The following is a 15,134-nucleotide window of genomic DNA, read 5'->3' as shown; positions in this document are numbered from 1 at the left end:
AGCTTAGCATGATGTTAAGTCGGGCTAAGTTGCGCCTTGCAAAGCTAAAGTCACCGATGCGTGGCTTTAGTTTAATTGAAATTTTGGTTGTGCTGGTGGTGATCGCCTTCGCCACTAAAATGGTGGTATATAGTCTTGATGGCGGTGTTGAAGATGAATTGGATAAACAAGCACTGAGACTGCATACCACCATTAATATGGCTTCTGAATTTGCAATCTTAAATCAGGTTGAATTAGGTTTTCAGCTTGATAAAGATACCTTAGAGTTTTTAGTGTTTGATGGTGAAAAATGGATCACCTTCGACCGAGAAAAGCTGTTTGCGCCGATGACTGTTGATGAACGTCTTAAGTTGACACTTAATCTAGAAGATCTCGCATGGGCTCAAGATAATCTACTCGAGCAATCCAATTGGCGCGAGTTAATGAGTGGCGGTGATGATGATAGCTTACTCGAATTGCAAAAAATGAAAATCCCGCAAGTGCTAATTTTATCTTCTGGTGAGGTGAGCGCATTTCAACTTATCTATGAATTAAAAGATGAAAAAGAACCTGTGTATTTCATCGAAGGGGAATTTTCCGCACCGGTTAACTTACGCAGAGAGCCAGAATAATGTATCGCAGGTCTAAAGGTTTTACTTTACTTGAGGTTATGGTGGCGCTGAGTATTTGCGCCATGGCTGGGATTGCCGCCATGCAAGCTACAGCCGAGCATATTAATCATTTATCAAGCCTTGAAGAGCAAACCTATGCCTCTTGGGTGGCTGAGAATGTAATGATTGAACAGCGTACCTTAGGCGATAAGTGGCAAGGCAAAAATGGCGCAAAAGGCACTGAAACAATGGCTGGTATAGAATGGTATTGGCGTCAAGATACCGAAGCGACAGCAGATAAAAGTTTTGTAAAAGTGACTATTAATGTATTTAGCGATGAAAAGTTAGAGCACTCGGTTTATGAGCTCATCAGCTATTTAAATAAAGGTAGCAAATAAGTGAAGCAGCGCGGTTTTACACTATTAGAAGTGATGGTAGCGCTGGGGATTTTAGCATTCGTCGTGTTAGCTACTCACCAAATTCTTGATTCGACCACGAAAGCGAAAGATGCATCAGACGAAAAAATTGCAGAATTGAATGGTTTGCAAACGACCTTTAGGTTAATGGATCAAGATTTCAGCCAAATGACTAAACGTGCCGTGCGCAATGAAGCCGGTGATGTGCAAGAACAATATCTACTTGCTGGGCGTTACACCATTAATAGCCAGTATGATGGTATTGCCTTTGTGCGAGATGGCTGGGTTAACCCAATTAATTTATTACCGCGCTCAGAGCTACAAGCGGTGGGTTATCGTGTTATTGATGACAACCTTGAGCGTATATATAGGGTCTATGTTGATCAACTCGATAATCTTGAGCCGCGAGTGCAAGTTATTCTTAAAGATATCGAAGATCTTAAATTTGAATTTTTAGATGAAAAAAATGAATGGCAAGAGCAGTGGCAGGGCAAGTCATTGCCAAAAGCTGTGGCGGTCACATTGCAACAAATTGATGAAGAACCAATAAGACGCGTTTTTTTAGTACCGGGTAATGGAAAGATGGGAGGTTTAAATGAACCATAAATCCCAACATGGCGCCGCGCTTATAATTGTCTTATTTATTGTTGCCTTGGCATCAATTTTAGCCGTAGAGATGAGTGCTAACTTGCTTGTTCAAGTTCAAAAAAGTACCAACATACAAGGCCATCAGCAAGCCAAGTGGTATGCCTATGCAGCAGAAGAGCTGGCTATTAAAGCGTTATTACAAAGCAAAAAAGATGACCCTGAAAAAACCACTTTAAAACAAATTTGGGCGCAACAAGGCGATATTCCTTATCCGGTCGATAATGGTACCTTGCAAGGCAAGATCACGGACTTACAGGCTTGTTTAAATCTCAATGCATTACGTGTTAAAGCGCCACAAGCGGGTAGTACTGATAAAACCAATCCTGCGCACACCGCGTTATTAGCGCTATTAGAAAATATTGAGGACTTGCCAGCAGAAGAGTCGGAAGAAGCCATGGCTGACAGTGTTTACGACTGGCTCGATGAAGATAGTATTACTTATCGTTCTGGTGCTGAAGAAGATGAGTATTTATCGCGTAAATCACCATATATGACAGCGAATAGTTTTTTTGCATCAAGCTCAGAGCTGCGTTTGGTTAAAGGGTTTAATCCATTAGTGATGGAAAAAATCTTGCCATACGTATGCGTGATCCCAGGTAGCGAATTGTTAGCAATTAATGTCAATACAATCGCTCCTGAACAGGCATTATTATTGAGTGCATTGATTGATGGTTTGAGTGAGTCAGGTGCGCAAAGTGTGCTATCAGTCCGGCCAGAAGAAGGCTTTAATAATATTGAAGAATTTTTTGAACAAGTGAATCAACAAGGGGCTCAAAATGTTAAGTCTGTTGAAAAACTGTTCACCATAAATAGCGAATATTTTAAACTACAAGCGCAGGCTAAATTTGTCGATCTGCGTTTTTCGATGACCACATTACTGCATGCCAAAGATGGCGAAGTAACTATACTGGCGCGAAAATTTGGAGGCGTACAGTGACAGAAATACTGTTGATCCGCACGGGTCAAACTCAACAAGAAAGTATTAATTGGCTGATTTACTCACCATTAGAACAAGAAATAATTGCCAGTGGCGGATTGCCGAACGCTGAGCAACTGAGTGAGTTAGTTGAAAAAGCACAGAATCGTGAAGTTGTGGTATTACTGCCATGTGATCAGGTGCAACTAAAAACCGTAATCCTGCCGACCAAATGGAATCGTAAGCTTGAGCAAGCGCTTCCATATATGCTCGAAGAAGAGATTGCATGTGACGTAGATGACTTATTTATCGCGATTGCTGAGCCTACTATGGTCGGTGACAAGCACGCCATTAAAGTTGCCATGACTGACCGAGAATGGTTTGAAACTTGGTTAGCTGTATTTGCTGAACATGAAATTGCAGTGTTAAAACTGTTACCCGATGCATTATTGCTTCCTACTGCGGAACATGAGGGATTAAGCGTTATTGAGCTTAATAACCAATGGCTATGTAAGCAAGGCTCATGGCGGATAAGTGCTGTAGAGCAAAGCTGGTTGGCTGAGTATTTAACTGCTTTAGATCACCCTGATGTTGCACATTACAGCCCTGCCTCGCAATTTCCAGAAACGGTTAATCTTACGGCGCATACCGATGCTTATGATTTGCCGCTGGCGTTATTTGCTAAACAATTACCTGAGATAAAATTCAATCTTCGCCAAGGCCAATATCAACTGAAAAAGAAAAGCGCATTATGGTGGGCGTATTGGCAAGGTGCCGCCATTGCAGCGAGTGTCGCGTTAGTTGGCTCTGTGGCAGTAAAAAGTCTTGAATTGTATCAGTTAAATAGTGAGCTTGAAGTCGCTAAAACACAAGTGGTTGAGCGCTATCAAACGGCCTTTCCAGGGAAAACAGTTCGTCCGCATTTGATTAAAAACCAAATTCAGGGTGAATTGGCTAAATTAGAGGGTGGCAGCAGTGCCGGATTCCTAGATTTAACGAATGAGCTGGTGGGGGTATTTAGCCAAGTGCAAGAGTTTACTCCTGAGACATTGCGTTATGATCAACGTCGCAATGAACTTAGAGTTCGTGCTCGCGGAAAAGATTTTCAAACCTTTGGCAAAGTTAAAGCAATTCTTGAACAACGCGGATTAACTGTAGACCAAGGCTCATTAAATAATGATGGCGACTTTGTAGTCGGTGAAATAAAACTACGAGGTGCTGCATGAAACAACAACTTTTAAAACATTGGCGTGGCTTAAAAGAGCAAGAGCAACAGTTAGTGATGGTCGCTGGGGTTATTTTTGTTATTTTTATATTAGTTATGGGTATTTTTAGACCACTAAACAACGCGATAACTGAAGCTGAAAAAAACCAAGTTAAACAGCAAGAATTATTAGCGTGGGTTGATAACAGTATTGTTAAACTCAAAGCGGGTAGTGCGCGTGCTGTTACAAGTGACCAAAACTTGAGTCAAATAGTTAATGCTAGCCGCGCTCGCTACGATATAACCATAAGCAAAATGCAGCCTAGCGATAATTCATTAAGATTAACCATCGACTCGGTACAGTTTAATAAGCTCATAGAATGGCTTGATGAACTGGTAAACACTAAAGGCGTATTGATTGAAAATTTAGATCTCAGTCGCGATGATAAACCAGGCTACGTGCGCGTTAGCCGACTGGTATTAGAGAAGTAAAGAATGAAAAAAATAGCGATTCTTATAGTAATATTTTTCTTCGGTTTTATCTTTTTTGCACTATTAAAAACGCCAGCTGCAGTTGCGCTTAATTTAGCAAATCCTTATCTACCTAAAGATCTGCAAATAGGTAAAGCATCGGGTAGCATTTGGCAGGGTAGAATCATGCAGCTGCGCTATCAAGATGAACAGATTAATAATTTAAACTGGGATATTTCTGGTTGGGCATTATTCACCGGACAGCTTACAGGCAGTGTAAAGTTTGGTGATCCGCGACAGACCAGTGAACTGTCAGGACGCGGTGACTTTAGTTATGGTTTACTTGATCAAGTAGTTGCATTAAATGATGCTACATTGCGTTTGAGTGTTGAACGTGCGATGCAGCGTTTGCAGTTGCCATTACCTATTAATGCTAAAGGCAGAGTAATTGTTGAGTTAGATGAATATCTCTCAGGAGCGCCTTATTGTGATGCATTAAAAGGTGAAATCGCCAGTCCAAACATCGATGTGCAAGGATTGTCTGGCTGGTTTAGCGTTGGTCCATTAAGTGGCAAGTTAAGCTGTAAGTCGGGCGATATAGCCGTGTTAGTTGATCCTGAAAACCGCTTAGGCTTAGCGGCTGATGCAACCTTAAAAGCAAACATGGACTTTAAAGTGGCTGGATATATCAAGCCAGAAGCATCACTACCAAAAGAAGTACACGATGCCGCCAAATTTTTAGGCCGTGCAGATAGTGATGGCCGTTATCCATTAAATTTTTAAACAAGGCTGAATTGTTTTATGCAAATTCCTGAATTTACACAGCAACATGGCCAGCAGTTAAGTACGTATTTAGCGAGCCGCAATGGCGCCATGACATTTGTGCAGAGCCAAGGTTACTTATTTGCGGTTATTTGCTCTCCTGAGCCATTAGACGTACACGAGTGGCTTGAGCAGATAGTGCCAGATGCACACGGCCAGCTAGAAGAACAAACATTATTTGCATTTATGGCTTTGTATCATCAGATCAGTGAGCAAGTTTATGAAACAGGTTTTAAGCTCCCTGTAAGTTTACAGGTGAGTGATCAAGACGACAGCTACCTAGATTTGCATGAATGCCAGCAATGGTGTCAGGGTTTTGTTCAGGGAGCACAGGTGTATATTGATAAGCTAATGCAAGCTGATGCACTTACAACAGACTTAACTGATGCATTGCAAACCGCTTACGCCAGTTTAGGCTTTTTTGCTTTAGAGCCCCAGCTTATCACAACAATTGCCCAGCAAAATCAGCTTAGTGAAATACAACTATGCCAGCAACAGTATGAACTAATGGGAGATTTTGCATTAGGATTTGCTGAGTTAATAGAAATTATCGCGGTGCAAAGTGGTTTGTACGCAGATGAAGAAGATGGTTGGAGTTAGCATTATGCTAAATCCAACACAATTTCAGTACAGCCCTTAGGGCATTTAGCAACCCCTTGACCGGGTTGCTGAGTCTTTAAATCTAACGTTAATATGCCTTGGCATACTTCACATTTAACCGTTTGCCCTTTCGCCAGCTTCTTCAGTAGGTTTTTATGTTGGTTAAACGATGCGCTGCTTTTTTTTGTTAAAGCTGAAAAATCCACTATTTACCTCTGCGCTCAGCCAATGATGTTGAGACGATGTCACACACTGTATTTAAACGATCTTCATAAAAATATAAGTTGAGATCTTTACTGCGGCAGTAACGAGTATGGAATAGCTGCAGCTGTTCATCAGTTTGCATGGTTTCTTCTAAATACTCTAACTCGCTTTCTGAAAGTGTTAGTTCTGACTTGATGCGGTTTTTTGCCATGCTCGCAGCGGGTCCACGGTTAATGTTGCTAGCACTACTTAATAGCCCTACACCTTCTCCTAATAACTTTTCTCGAGGTTCTTTTATCATTGGATGATCAATTGTGAATAACGCAAGTATCACTACAACTAGTACAAGGAATTTTTTCATATGTGAGTAAACTTTGATCTGAACGGGTACGAATTAGGCACCAGTGTAATAAAATGCCCCTTTGTAAAGCAAGCAAGTTAGGTGAATAAATTATTATCAATGAATATCAGCTTTTTTGAGGAGAGTTGGTATAATGACAGAGAACAATTAGATTTTTCAGAAATCTCTGAACTTTTACAGCACAGTAGTTCAGTTTGCACTATTTTTAAATGTAAGCTTAGTTGTTAGCTATCTAAATAGCGTTATATGATTGTTTGACTTTCATTCTCCAAGCGGCGTTGAGGAACTTCGATGGACAAGCAAATAAAAGTAAAAAATATTCCTAGTGAGGTCAAGATCGAAAAGCCCGATCTCTATGCTCAACAGGATAGATTTAATCCCCGCAATCGCATTTATGTACGTGCGGTTAAAGGGTTACATCAACTATTAAGACAGCGCATTGGTTTTCTTGGTATGTTGGCGTTCATGGCGCTGCCATGGATAAACTTTAATGACCAACAAGCTGTGTTATTTGACCTCATTGGTCAAAAATATAACATTTTTGGGCTAACTCTATGGCCACAAGATTTTACTATTCTTGCTTTTATTCTGATGCTTGCTGCATTCGCGTTATTCTTAGTGACCACCTTTTACGGTCGGGTATGGTGTGGCTATACGTGCCCGCAAACAGTCTGGACGTTTATTTTTATTTGGTTTGAAGAAAAGTTCGAAGGGACAGCGAATCAACGCAAGAAGCTTGATCAGCGACCAATGGACTTTGATAAATTTTGGCGTAAGACAGCCAAGCATACAGGTTGGATAGCTTTTTCTTTATACACCGCACTTACCTTTGTTGGTTATTTCACACCTATTCGTCAGCTGTTACCGGATTTTGTTACTTTTGATGTAGGTGGCTATGCGCTGGTTAGCATTATCGTATTTACTGTATGTACTTATGGTAATGCTGGATGGATGCGCGAAATTATGTGCTTGCATATCTGCCCGTATTCGCGCTTTCAATCTGCAATGTTTGATAAAGATACCTTCACAGTAAGCTACGATGAAAAACGTGGTGAAAATCGTGGGCCACGTAGTCGTAAACAAGATCGAGAAGAGCTTAGCTTAGGTGACTGTATTGACTGTAATTTGTGCGTACAAGTATGCCCAACAGGGATCGATATTCGCAATGGTCTGCAAGCTGAATGCATTAACTGTGGCGCCTGTATCGATGCCTGCGACGGAGTAATGGATAAGATGAATTATCCGCGCGGGCTTATCTCATATACCACTGAGCGTAACCTAGAAACGCCAGAGAATAAAACCAATCCTCTGCGCGCTAAGATTATTGGTTATATTGTTATATTAGTGGTGCTCAGCGCAGCGCTGGTAACGAATATTGTGATGCGTAAGCCAATGGACTTAGATATTATTCGCGATCGAAATCAACTCTATCGAGTCGATTTTAATGGGCTTGTCGAAAATACCTACACACTTAAAGTGATCAACAAAGCACAATACGAGCAAACCTTTAATATTAAGGTGGTAGGACTGGAGAACTTTAAGTACATAGGTAAGCAAACTTTTACCGTGCAAGCGGGCGAATCGCATAACGTGCCATTATCATTGGTGATGGATCCGTATGATTTGAAAGCGCCTATGACCGAGTTTAATTTTGTATTATCGCCAGTGGACAATCCAAGTTCACAAATTTCGCAGCCGAGTAACTTCTTTAAAGCGCGATAGTTAAGTACACTGATAACAAATAAAAAGCGGGATTTTCCCGCTTTTTTTATAATTGATGAGAATTATGAGTAAATTTAGTTTTGTTGACCTCACCCCGGATTCGATTTTAGATGCGGTCGAAAGTATTGGTATTTACGCAGAGTCTGGCTTATTAGCACTGAATAGTTACGAAAACCGTGTCTATCAATTCAAAGCTGAAGATGGCCTACGTTATGTGGTGAAATTTTATCGCCCCGAGCGCTGGAGTAAGGCACAAATACTCGAAGAGCATAGCTTTGCATTTGAATTGGCTGATGCTGAAGTGCCTGTAGTTGCGCCGATACAGCGTAATGGCGAAAGCTTATTTGAGCATAATGGTTATCTATTTACTTTGTTCCCAAGTGTCGGGGGGCGCATCTTTGAAGTTGATAATCTTGATCAGTTAGATGTGTTAGGACGCTTGATTGGTCGAATGCATCAAGCAGCTAAAGCCAATGTTTTTAGCGAACGTCCGGTCATAGGGTGTGACGAGTATCTAGATACAGCTAAAATTCAGTTACAAAACAGTAATCTGGTGCCTAGCAGTTTAACTACCGCGTTTTATACTATTTTGGATATGGTGATCGCTAAAACGAAATCGCTTTACCAGCAGGTGGATACTATACGTTTACATGGTGATTGCCATGCCGGTAATATTCTGTGGGCCGGTGATGCGTTGATGTTTGTTGATTTGGACGATAGTCGTCAAGGGCCTGCGATTCAAGATTTATGGATGATGCTCAGTGGCGATCGAAACAATCAACTGTTACAGTTAGATACCTTAGTGACTGCCTATGAAGAATTTTGTGATTTTGATCACACTCAACTCAAATTAATTGAACCATTACGGGCAATGCGTATGATTCATTATATGGGGTGGCTAGCTAAACGTTGGGAAGATCCGGCATTTCCGCGGAACTTTTCATGGTTTGCTGATGACAAATACTGGGAGCAACAAATTTTAGCGCTGAAAGAGCAGTATTCTGCACTTCAAGAGCCGCCGCTGAAGTTGCTGCCTAACTAATTATTAAAAATATCTGAAACGAGAGTCCAATGCTTAAAAAACTAAAATTGAGTTTACTACTGTTATGTTTACCTTTTGCTGCGATGGCTGCAGATTTTAAAGCTGGTGAGCACTATGACGTACTAAAAATTGAAAAAAGTAAAACCTCACAAGTAACAGAGTTCTTTTCATTTTATTGCCCGCACTGTTTTAAGTTTGAAGCTGTAGCTAAAGCAATGGAAAAAAGCTTGCCTGCAGGTACTGAGTTTGTAAAAAACCATGTCAACTTTTTAGGTGGTTTAGCGCCAGAAGTGCAAAGTAATTTGAGCTATGCATATATCATCGCTAAACAGCATAACAAAGGTGAGCAAGTTGCAGATCAAATGTTTGACAGCATTCATATAAAACGTGCTCCACTCAATAACATTAAAGACGTCAAAGCATTACTTGCAGTAAATGGTATTGATAGCGATACCTTTGATAAAGATATTGCTAGCATGCCTGTGATTGCGGCGGAAAAAGCCATGCAAGACAAGCAAAATAAGTTTTCACAAATGGGAGCCTTAACCGGTGTACCAACGTTTATCGTTAATGATAAATATAAAATCAATATCAATACCATCAAGAGCCAAGAGCAGCTTGATGAGTTAGTTGCCTTTTTATTACAACAATAAGCTATTAAAACAATAATTTTTGGAGTTTTTACCGATGATCAAATTAGTTAAAGCAGGATTGCTGGCACTTTTATTACCATTAGCCGCGAATGCAGCACCAACAACTTATGAAGAAGGTGTGCATTATGATGTAGTATCTGAGCGCGCTAGTAAAAAGCCAGAGGTAAAAGAGTTTTTCTCATTTTATTGTCCAGCGTGTAATAACTACGAAGCTCTATTAGTTGAGGTTAAACCTAAACTTGATACAAGTATTGAGTTTAAAAAGAGCCACGTCGATTTTGTTGGTGTGCGTGATCCTGAAAATCAACAAATGATTTCACAGGCACTTGCAACAGCTGAAGTACTACCACAAAAAGATGCCATTATTGCTGCTATGTTTAATCATGTTCACGTTAAACGTGCTAAGTTTAATGAATTAGCTGATGTTAAAGATGTATTTGTCGCGCAAGGTGTTGACGGTGATAAGTTTGATAAACTGTATAAAAGTTTTTCAGTACGCACTATGAGTTCAAAAATGAAGCGTGACCAAGATTACTATAAAGATAAGGGGGCACTGCGTGGCGTACCAACATTTATCGTAAATGGTAAATATAAGCTTAACCTAGGTCGTGAATCAGGTATTACTGAGCCTGAAGATATTAGCAAATTGATTAATTACTTAGCTGCTAAATAGAGCGGTTTAGTGTTTATTGTAAAAAAGCTCCGTACGCGGAGCTTTTTTGTTGCAGGTGGTAAGAAATGCATAAAATACTGGTTTCAAGTTGCTTACTTGGTGCTCCCGTGCGCTACGATGGTAGCGGACAACAGTTACTCCATCCTCAGCTTATCGCATGGCAGCAGCAGGAACGTATAGTCGCTTTTTGTCCTGAGATTGCTGGTGGTTTATCCACTCCTAGAGATCCTGCTGAAATCGTCAACGGTAAAGTGATTACCAATACTGGTGATGATGTGACACCGGAATTTCAGCTAGGTGCAAAACAAGCATTACGCCTTTGCCAACAGTACAATATTCGTTTTGCGCTATTAAAGGAATCAAGTCCTTCTTGTGGTCGTAATACAATTTACGATGGCTCGCACAGTGGTATTAAGGTGGTTGGAATGGGATTAACGGCTTCGCTATTAGAAAAGAATGGTATTAAAGTCTTTAGTGAGCAGCAAATGCCAGCGCTAGTAAAAGCACTGGCATAGATACTTTACAATTTACGTTGTAAAAATACCCCTGATTCAATGTGGTGGGTATATGGAAATTGGTCAAAAATCGCAAACCGTTTAACTTCATGAGTGCGAGTTAGGTGCTCTAAATCACGCTCTAGCGTATCAGGGTTACATGAGATATAAATAATACTCTCGTAGTTAGCCACCAAATCACATGTTAGTGTATCCATGCCTGCGCGCGGCGGATCAACTAAAATGGTCTGACAATCATAGCTGCTTAAGTCAATCCCTTCTAAACGTGAGAAGGTTCGTTCGCCTTTCATAGCTTGAGTAAACTCTTCGCTCGACATACGAATGATATCTAAGTTAGTTACGTTATTTTTAGCAATATTATACTGCGCTGAGTGTACTGACGATTTAGAAATTTCGGTTGCTAATACACGATTAAACGAACCAGCTAAGGCAATTGAAAAGTTACCGTTACCACAATAGAGCTCTAGTAAATCATTTTTTAGTGGTTTACATAAGTCTTGTGCCCACTCCAGCATCTTAATGTTTACTTTAGCATTTGGCTGCGTAAAGCTGTTTTCAACTTGTTGGTAAATAAGTTGCTGGCCATTAACTGTTAAACGCTCAGTAACAAAATCATCACCGAGTACTTCTTTTTGTTTGCGAGCACGCCCAATAAAATCAATTTTAAAGCGCTCACTCAATGATTCTTTTAGTGACTTGATAGCTGCTAGCCATTCTTCGTCGAGTGGTTTGTGATAAAGCAGACTCACTAAAATCTCACCGCTTAAACTAGAAAGATAATCTATTTGGAACAATTTACGACGCAAGACTTCACAGCCTTTAAGATTATCGATCATTGCCTGCATTACTTCCCCAATTAGCGGCGCTGCAGGGTCAAACACATCGACTCTGATTTTGTCTTTGGTGGCTTGATCAAACATAATGTGGAATAACTCATCGCCATCGTGCCATACTCTAAATTCAGCGCGTTGACGGTAATGAATTGGCTCAGAGGCAAAGACTTCTAATTGTTCAACACCAAAGCGTTGGAATTGCGCAATGATACGTTGCTCTTTTTCATTTAACTGTGCGTCGTATCCTGTTGTATCGATCTTTATAACCGCCATTACCTACTACCTTATTTCATTATGCTGTTTATCGGCGCTATTGTAGGGGGCAGGGATTATTTGTCTAGGGTCTGTTTATCTTTCTAGGTTAATTTTGCAGCTGTGCGTTTGGTTTTTAGGCAAGGCAGAGCCTATGTAGTGTGGTTATTCCCCATAAATAGGCGATAACGTAGCATAAATGCCAAACGCGCGCTGCCCGAAGGGTTCTGCCTAGGGGCGATTAACTCTTTGTTGCTCAATTTTTACTTAGCCCACTAGGTTACAAATCTCGCGCCGCGATTAAATCGCCCCGAGGTTGAACAAATTTTAATCCTTAAAGGTCAACAGGCCCTAATTTTGAGTAATAGCAAATGCTGTTTTTTTGTACATTTTACTTTAGTTATTTATTTTTGGGCCGATACTTAAGTAAGCAAAAATAGGAGTCGGATCATGAAAATTGGCAACTTTGGCTTTGTTCCAAACAACAACGTCAATAAATACAGTAACAAAGCTGCATTACAGCAACCTACAATACAGTCGCCTCAAGATAGTTACCAGCAACGTGGTAAAGAATTAGCAGCAAAAGTGTTAGGTGACAAAATGGCTGAGGCTTTAGGCTTACCTGTCGCGGAAGAGAAAAAAGACAAGCCACTATTTGATTTTGAAGAAATCGTCAAAAACGTTTTGGACTTTGTAACTGGTGCCGTTAAGAAAGCGCAAGTCAATGGAGCCGATAATGAAAAACTCAAAGGTATGCTTAGTGATGCACGCAAAGGTGTGCAAACAGGTATTGATGATGCTTATGGTGAATTAAAAGATACCGGTATTCTAAACGACGAAATTGAGCAGGGCATAGAAAAATCCAAAGAAGGTATTTTTAATGGCCTGGATGAGTTTGAAGAGGATTTATTTAACCCTAAACCGGATTCTGTCAGTGTTACTCAAGCACAGTATTTAAGTTTAAGTAATAATGCTCAGTATAACTTCACCACTGCAGAAGGTGACGAGGTGAGTATTAGTTTTGCTGATGCATTTAAACAGCAATCAGCCAGTAGTTATCAGCGTAATGGTCAAAATGAAGGCTATGCCAGTGCATCATCACAATCGCGGGAGTTATCATTTAGCATGTCAGTAAATGGTGACTTAAACGAAGATGAACAAAAGGCTATTAATGCAATGATGGAAGACTTGCAAAATGTTAGTAAAACATTTTTTGGTGGTGATTTGGAACAAGCCTTTGAACAAGCACAAGAGCTCAACTTAGGCAACGAACAGCTGGTCGCGTTTTCAATGGACTTAAAGCAAACTAAAACGTTTGCAGCAATAAAAGGCTATCAAGAGAATAAACCAACACCAGAGAAAGCTGTGGCTGAAAAAATAGCTCCATTTAATGACGATCTAAAAAATGCCTTTAATGAAGCGGGTGATCTTGGTTTGCAAAATGAACTGTCAGGCATTTTACAATGGTTAAATCAAGACCAAGAGGAAATAGGCAAATTAGTCGACTATACAAAATCAATGTTTGAGCAAATGAATAAATTGCGCTCAGCAGCACTAGAGAGTGAAGCATAAGCTTTATTTTCAGTACACCGCGTGGCAAACTGCTCAGCTTAGTTATTATAAGGAGCGAGTTGTTTGTCACCTCATATCATGGTTTTTGATTCGGGCATTGGTGGTACCACAGTGCTGAAGCATATTCAGCAATACATACCTGATGGCCGTTATAGTTATTTTATGGATAACGCCTACCTACCTTATGGAAAGCTGAGTCAACAAACCATAATTCAGCGCCTCACCGGATTATTAATTTTTATAGAAACACAACAATTACACGTTGATGTGTTAGTTATTGCTTGTAATACCGCATCTACTTCAGCACTGAGCGCACTTCGCGAATTAACCACGATACCGATCGTCGGTGTAGTACCCGCAATTAAGCCCGCCGCTTTATTATCTAAGTCACAGCATATTGCCTTATTGGCCACACCAGCAACAGTACAAAGTAGTTATACACAACAGTTGATAAGCCAGCATGGTCAAGCTGTCACAGTACATTTATATGCAAGTGTTGAACTTGTAACGTTGGCGGAACAAACATATCAAAGTAAAAAGATTATCCAAGACAAACTAGTTGCAGAGCTCGATAGTCTCGCTATTGATAATAGAGTGGATGTAGTCGTGTTAGGTTGTACGCATTTCCCAATTTTAGCAAAAGGTTTGAATGAGTATTTTAACAGCACTGTATTATTACTTGATTCCGGCGTAGCAATAGCCAAACGGGTGTGTGCAATACTCAAAGAGCATAATATAGATTGCAGTGATGAGCTTGATGCTAATTGTACAGGCAAGAAAAAGCCGCTACGTTATTACGCAACGGCTTCTATTTATGTTGATAAGCAACCGGTGGAGCTAGTTACGCTGATTGATCCGACTCAGAACGAAAAGAGTTAGATTCATCATCTTGTTTTTGTTTTGCTTCACGAACTTTCAATGTACGTTGTTGGAACTCGCTATCGTTTAATTTTGCAATAGCATTATCAGCATCTAGCTCTGCCATTTCAACAAAGCCAAAGCCACGACGTTTGCCAGTATTTTTATCCTTTAATAGGCGTACATTAAACACTTTACCTTGTTCTTCAAATAAAGCGCGAACTACACCTTCATTTGCACGATAAGGAAGATTGCCCACATAAAGTGTTTTTGTTTTTACTTCGGCTTCTTCTACATCGCCAGATGACATTGCAGCTATAACTACACCACCAATTAATAAACCAGCACCAAATAACAGTGCAGGACTTAATTGTAGGCTCGAAAGCGCAAAATTAACTATAACGAAACCAATAACAGCAAGGATAACTGAAGAGATAAGAGATTTTTGATCGGGTAATTTCATTTTGATCTACCAATAAACAGGAAATAAACATTAATTTAACATTGTGAACTTGCTATCTTAACGCGATAAATGAACATAGCAATGATATTTATGTGAAATAATTTAATTTACATCAAAAAAGACTCGAAAAAGCATCGATTGAGTGTTCTTTTAAAGCGTTTTGCATGCTTTTTGAGCGAACAGTCAAAAGATTGAAAAAAAGTGTTGATCTGTTTTTGGATCTCCCTATAATGCGACCCCACTGAGACGGGAAACGCCAACGCATAGCGAGGCACGAACAACTCAGAGAGTTAAATAAAACTTCGGTTTTAAATATTCG

The 15,134-nt window shown here is 40.2% G+C and carries 19 protein-coding genes; 15 read left to right on the top strand and 4 right to left on the bottom strand.

Going from position 1 to position 15,134, the window contains the following annotated elements; genetic code table 11:
- Nucleotides 1-11 precede the first annotated feature (11 nt).
- From H5162_RS19645 to H5162_RS19610, 8 genes are read left to right on the top strand one after another with little or no spacing between them, the layout of a single operon-like run.
- Nucleotides 12-611: a prepilin-type N-terminal cleavage/methylation domain-containing protein gene (locus tag H5162_RS19645; protein ID WP_182760526.1), complete on the top strand. Its 600-nt coding sequence runs from the start codon at nt 12-14 to the stop codon at nt 609-611.
- Nucleotides 611-988, top strand: a complete 378-nt coding sequence (gene gspI, locus H5162_RS19640) for a type II secretion system minor pseudopilin GspI (protein WP_145242773.1) — start codon at nt 611-613, stop codon at nt 986-988. Before H5162_RS19645 ends, gspI begins: the two co-directional genes overlap by 1 nt.
- Nucleotides 989-1,612 (top strand): type II secretion system minor pseudopilin GspJ, encoded by a 624-nt coding sequence (gene gspJ, locus H5162_RS19635; protein WP_182732554.1) that lies wholly within the window; start codon nt 989-991, stop codon nt 1,610-1,612.
- Nucleotides 1,602-2,591: a type II secretion system minor pseudopilin GspK gene (gene gspK, locus H5162_RS19630; protein ID WP_145242776.1), complete on the top strand. Its 990-nt coding sequence runs from the start codon at nt 1,602-1,604 to the stop codon at nt 2,589-2,591. The genes gspJ and gspK overlap by 11 nt, the downstream gene beginning before the upstream one ends.
- Nucleotides 2,588-3,796 (top strand): type II secretion system protein GspL, encoded by a 1,209-nt coding sequence (gene gspL, locus H5162_RS19625; RefSeq protein ID WP_182779330.1) that lies wholly within the window; start codon nt 2,588-2,590, stop codon nt 3,794-3,796. Before gspK ends, gspL begins: the two co-directional genes overlap by 4 nt.
- Entirely contained in the window at nt 3,793-4,266 is a 474-nt protein-coding gene (gene gspM, locus H5162_RS19620) for a type II secretion system protein GspM (RefSeq protein ID WP_182719493.1), read from the top strand. The genes gspL and gspM overlap by 4 nt, the downstream gene beginning before the upstream one ends.
- A gap of 3 nt (nt 4,267-4,269) precedes the next feature.
- Nucleotides 4,270-5,028 carry a type II secretion system protein N gene (locus H5162_RS19615; RefSeq protein ID WP_145242782.1) on the top strand — a complete coding sequence of 253 codons (759 nt, stop codon included), beginning with the start codon at nt 4,270-4,272 and terminating at the stop codon, nt 5,026-5,028.
- Between the two features lie 18 nt (nt 5,029-5,046).
- Nucleotides 5,047-5,667 carry a UPF0149 family protein gene (locus tag H5162_RS19610; RefSeq protein ID WP_145242784.1) on the top strand — a complete coding sequence of 207 codons (621 nt, stop codon included), beginning with the start codon at nt 5,047-5,049 and terminating at the stop codon, nt 5,665-5,667.
- A gap of 2 nt (nt 5,668-5,669) precedes the next feature.
- Here the strand turns inward: H5162_RS19610 and H5162_RS19605 are convergent, their stop codons facing one another.
- Nucleotides 5,670-5,873 carry a hypothetical protein gene (locus H5162_RS19605; protein WP_145242786.1) on the bottom strand — a complete coding sequence of 68 codons (204 nt, stop codon included), beginning with the start codon at nt 5,871-5,873 and terminating at the stop codon, nt 5,670-5,672.
- Nucleotides 5,873-6,232 carry a hypothetical protein gene (locus tag H5162_RS19600; protein WP_145242788.1) on the bottom strand — a complete coding sequence of 120 codons (360 nt, stop codon included), beginning with the start codon at nt 6,230-6,232 and terminating at the stop codon, nt 5,873-5,875. Before H5162_RS19600 ends, H5162_RS19605 begins: the two co-directional genes overlap by 1 nt.
- 291 nt (nt 6,233-6,523) lie before the next feature.
- Here H5162_RS19600 and ccoG point away from each other — a divergent pair, with 291 nt between their 5' ends.
- The 5 genes from ccoG to H5162_RS19575 all read left to right on the top strand — a co-directional run bounded on the left by ccoG (nt 6,524) and on the right by H5162_RS19575 (nt 10,837).
- Entirely contained in the window at nt 6,524-7,954 is a 1,431-nt protein-coding gene (gene ccoG, locus H5162_RS19595; RefSeq protein ID WP_145242790.1) for a cytochrome c oxidase accessory protein CcoG, read from the top strand.
- Between the two features lie 64 nt (nt 7,955-8,018).
- Complete coding sequence (locus tag H5162_RS19590) at nt 8,019-8,996, top strand: serine/threonine protein kinase (RefSeq protein ID WP_145242793.1); 978 nt, start codon at nt 8,019-8,021, stop codon at nt 8,994-8,996.
- Nucleotides 8,997-9,025: 29 nt separating this feature from the next.
- Nucleotides 9,026-9,649, top strand: a complete 624-nt coding sequence (locus H5162_RS19585; protein WP_145242795.1) for a thiol:disulfide interchange protein DsbA/DsbL — start codon at nt 9,026-9,028, stop codon at nt 9,647-9,649.
- A gap of 34 nt (nt 9,650-9,683) precedes the next feature.
- A complete protein-coding gene (locus H5162_RS19580) occupies nt 9,684-10,322 on the top strand; it encodes a thiol:disulfide interchange protein DsbA/DsbL (RefSeq protein WP_145242797.1) in 639 nt (212 codons plus the stop codon).
- Between the two features lie 65 nt (nt 10,323-10,387).
- Nucleotides 10,388-10,837 carry a DUF523 domain-containing protein gene (locus H5162_RS19575; RefSeq protein ID WP_145242799.1) on the top strand — a complete coding sequence of 150 codons (450 nt, stop codon included), beginning with the start codon at nt 10,388-10,390 and terminating at the stop codon, nt 10,835-10,837.
- A 5-nt stretch (nt 10,838-10,842) separates the two neighbouring features.
- Here H5162_RS19575 and trmA read toward each other — a convergent pair whose 3' ends face one another.
- Nucleotides 10,843-11,943 carry a tRNA (uridine(54)-C5)-methyltransferase TrmA gene (gene trmA, locus H5162_RS19570; protein WP_145242801.1) on the bottom strand — a complete coding sequence of 367 codons (1,101 nt, stop codon included), beginning with the start codon at nt 11,941-11,943 and terminating at the stop codon, nt 10,843-10,845.
- A 429-nt stretch (nt 11,944-12,372) separates the two neighbouring features.
- On the opposite strand from trmA, the gene H5162_RS19565 reads away from it, so the two are divergent.
- Together H5162_RS19565 and murI are read left to right on the top strand one after the other, a co-directional pair.
- Nucleotides 12,373-13,494, top strand: coding sequence for a DUF5610 domain-containing protein (locus tag H5162_RS19565; RefSeq protein ID WP_182779329.1), 1,122 nt, complete (start codon nt 12,373-12,375; stop codon nt 13,492-13,494).
- A 63-nt stretch (nt 13,495-13,557) separates the two neighbouring features.
- Nucleotides 13,558-14,373: a glutamate racemase gene (murI, locus tag H5162_RS19560; RefSeq protein WP_182779328.1), complete on the top strand. Its 816-nt coding sequence runs from the start codon at nt 13,558-13,560 to the stop codon at nt 14,371-14,373.
- On the opposite strand, the gene H5162_RS19555 is transcribed toward murI, so the two are convergent.
- Nucleotides 14,336-14,815 carry an RNA-binding protein gene (locus H5162_RS19555; RefSeq protein ID WP_145242807.1) on the bottom strand — a complete coding sequence of 160 codons (480 nt, stop codon included), beginning with the start codon at nt 14,813-14,815 and terminating at the stop codon, nt 14,336-14,338. The genes murI and H5162_RS19555 overlap by 38 nt on opposite strands.
- Nucleotides 14,816-15,134: the final 319 nt, after the last annotated feature.

The sequence above is a fragment of the Pseudoalteromonas sp. SR41-8 genome (assembly GCF_014163915.1).
Taxonomy (GTDB): domain Bacteria; phylum Pseudomonadota; class Gammaproteobacteria; order Enterobacterales; family Alteromonadaceae; genus Pseudoalteromonas; species Pseudoalteromonas rhizosphaerae.
The sequence above is the reverse complement of the archived record's forward strand: the minus strand, read 5'-3'. Positions and strand labels throughout refer to the sequence as shown.